Below are 3583 nucleotides of genomic sequence, written 5' to 3'. Positions count from 1 at the left end.
TTTGTAAAAGTGTTTTTAAGAATAATAGGTGTTTTTTTAAATTTCTGATGAGATTTGTAAAAGTGTTTTTAAGAATAATAGGTGTTTTTTTAAATTTCTGATGAGATTGTAAAGATTATTAGGCTTTTTATTTGTGACTTTGAAATTCCAACTCTTTGGAGGTCTTAATTTGAATAATGATTTTAGAGAAAATGACTTTGATGAAGACTTTAAAATTAATGAAAATAGTTTTAATTCATTAAATGGGTCTTCGGAGGTTTTTACTGTCGATGATTCTAAATTGGTTGATGTTAGAATTGTCCTTACTGATTTAGATTATATTGAAGCAATTTCTAAGGCAGTCAGTAATTTTGACTTGTCAAACTTTAATGTTCTCATTTCATCAATCATTCCTGTTGATAATCTAAGGATTGCCAAGAATGCAATCAAAGGTGCTGATTTGGTATTGGTTGCATGTGAGTCCAATTCAAATGGCAAATCCCTCTTTGATAAGTTCAAGGATGAACTTAAAACAGATTATAACTATGTAGAATATTTGTCTCTTCCAAGCTTGGATGATTTTGATGAATACTCCTACAATAATGATGATAATCTCTTTGAGGATGAGATAGCAAATTCCATTATTCGTTCAGGCCTTTATAGCATTTCCAACTTGTCATCCATCAATCAGGCCAAATACAATTATCTAAAGCTTAAGGAAATCCATGAAATGGACAATTCCAAGATGGATAAGGTCTTAAAGGAAAATGAGGTTTTAATTAAGGAGACCTCTGCATTAAGGGAAAGGGATGAAAAGTCAAAGGAAACAATAAAGATTCTTCAAAAGGAATTGGATAAGATAAAATCCGATTTTTCAGATTTGAAGTCTCGTTTTGAAAGCATTCACAGTAAAAATTCCCTAGAGGTTTATTCCTTGTATGACCTGTGGATGGAGCTTTTTAATGAAAGCCTAACTGAAAACATTTACAAATTTATTCTTTTGGCAACAGACAATTTCAGACCAAGCAATCTCTTGATAGGTCAAGGTGCAATTTCCGCTGAATCTAAGGAAGATGCTTTGGATTGGTTAAAAATCATTAAAACTGCATTTATTTTAGTTGATGATAATATAAATGAATTTGATTTTAATAATTTCAATAGCAATTTCAATTTTGAAAAGGATTATTTTAAACAAAGCAATGCCATTAATGAAGTCAGTGATGAATTTGATCCTATTTCAGATGCATTGGGAAATATTAATGCCTTTGATGAGTCAAACCAGTCTGATTCAGAATCAATTGATGATGGTTTTATTTATAATGAAAGGTTTGAAGGAAATACTCCTCAAAATGAGGAATCAAGTTCATTTAGGGGTTTGAATTTTAATAAGGACTTTGATTTAAAATCAGATGATGAAAATATTGATGATGCTGATGATGTTGATAGTGTTGATGGTGTTGTTGATGCTGTTGATGCTGTTGATGTTGATGAGGGGATTAATGTTTTTAATTTGAATTCATTAAAGGATGTCAGAAGACCTTCTAAAAAAGAGGATAACGAAGATTCTGATTATGATTATGATGATTATGATGATGAGGAAGACATTGAAGAGGACATCCAATCTCCATTTTCCAATTTATGGTAATTGTCTTTTCGAGTTATATTAATCATTTACTTTTCTATTATTCTTTTTTTAAATTATTTTTTTCATTTAATTTTTTATATTTATTTTTTAATTTATTTTTTTTAAATTATTTTTTTAAATATTTTTTTTAATTTTATTTTTATAATTTTTATTTTAATTTATTTTTTTGAATTATTTTTTTAATTTTATTTTTATATTTTTTATTTTAATTTATTTTTTTAATTTTATTTTTATATTTTTTATTTTAATTTATTTTATTTCAATCAGTTTTCACTAAAAAGTTTATTATAAATATTAGAAAATTTATAAATATTTATAGAATATATTTTTTATTTTTTTAATAAAAAATAATTAAAAATTATTTAAATTTATTTTTTATCTTATAGGGTAATGGAGATTATATATTGAAAGATAAGTGTGGTATAGTAGGAATTCACTCTAAGGATGCATCTACAGATGTTTCTCACCTAATTTACTATGGTTTGTATGCTTTGCAGCACAGAGGACAGGAATCTGCAGGGATTGCTACTTATAATATAAACTATGGTTTAAATTATCATTGTGGAATGGGTTTAGTAACTGATGTTTTCAACAATTCCCTGATTAAGGAATTAAGTGGAAATGTTGGTATTGGTCACGTTAGATACTCTACAACTGGTTCATCTAAATTGGAAAGCTCTCAACCGTTTTACACTACATTGCATGATGGCTTCATAGCTATTGCGCATAATGGGGATATTGTAAATTCAGGTTCATTAAGGGAGGAACTTGTTAAAAAGGGATATGGGTTCAGGTCCGATACAGATTCTGAAGTTGTATGTTATCTGATTAAGGAGGAGGCTAAAAGTGAAACTGACTTTTTAAAGGTTATTGATACAGTTTCCAGAAAATTGATAGGTTCTTATTCCTTGGTTATTTTAATAAATGATGAACTTTATGTTTTAAGAGACCCTATGGCAATTAAACCTTTGGTTTTAGGAGAAACTGATGACCATTATGTTGTTGCTTCTGAAACCGTTGCCTTTGATGTTATGAATGCAAAATTTATCCGTGATTTTAAACCTGGAGAACTTATTTACTTTAAAGATAATAAAATAAACTCATATATCCTTCCTATAGCCAAGGATTCTAAATTGGCACATTGCATGTTTGAATATGTTTACTTTGCTCGTCCTGACAGTGTGATTGATGAACAAAGCGTTTACAATGCAAGATTAAATATTGGTGAGGCCTTATATAAGGAATATCCTATTGATGCTGATTTGGTTCTTCCTGTTCCGGATTCATCCATTCCAGCAGCTATTGGTTATGCAAGGGCTTCAGGAATCCCATATGGTGAAGGTTTAATCAAGAATCGTTATGTTGGAAGGACATTCATTATGCCTACACAGGCTGAACGTGAAATTGCTGTAAGGCTTAAGGTAAATCCTCTAAAGCATGAATTGAAAGGCAAACGTGTTGTCGTTATTGATGACAGTATTGTTAGGGGAACCACATCCGAGTCCTTGGTAAAGATCTTGAAGGAATCTGGTGCAAAGGAGGTTCACATGCTTATAGGCTGTCCTCCTGTAATGGCTCCATGTTATTATGGTGTTGCTATGGCAACCAAGGAGGAATTGATTGCTGCCAATTTGACAATTGAGGAAATCAGACAACAATTGGGAGCTGAAACATTAGGTTATATAAGTATTGACTCTTTGGTTGAAGCGATTGGAATATCCGAATCTGACTTATGCTTGGGATGTCTTAATGAGGACTATCCTACTGATATTCCTAAAAATTTGGAAGCAGAGTCATATTATGACTATTATAAGCCTTTAACTGATGCCGTACAGGAAGATGAGGATTAATTCCTTATCATTTTATTTTTAACTTTTTTTATAATCTTAATTTCATTTTTAAAGTTAAAATTCAATTTATTAATTTTTATTAATTTTTATTAATCTTAATTAATTTTTT

2 protein-coding genes are annotated in these 3583 nt (G+C 29.6%); both read left to right on the top strand.

The window, feature by feature from the left end:
• Positions 1-169 precede the first annotated feature (169 nt).
• Positions 170-1624 carry a hypothetical protein gene (locus Q0138_RS02480; RefSeq protein ID WP_297980484.1) on the top strand — a complete coding sequence of 485 codons (1455 nt, stop codon included), beginning with the start codon at positions 170-172 and terminating at the stop codon, positions 1622-1624.
• Between the two features lie 404 nt (positions 1625-2028).
• The gene (purF, locus tag Q0138_RS02475; protein ID WP_297980481.1) at positions 2029-3474 is read left to right on the top strand and encodes an amidophosphoribosyltransferase; all 1446 of its coding nucleotides are present in this window, start codon (positions 2029-2031) and stop codon (positions 3472-3474) included.
• Positions 3475-3583 lie beyond the last annotated feature (109 nt).

The organism is uncultured Methanobrevibacter sp. (assembly GCF_937906425.1).
Taxonomy (GTDB): domain Archaea; phylum Methanobacteriota; class Methanobacteria; order Methanobacteriales; family Methanobacteriaceae; genus Methanobrevibacter.
This window is presented reverse-complemented; position numbering and strand designations above follow the sequence as displayed.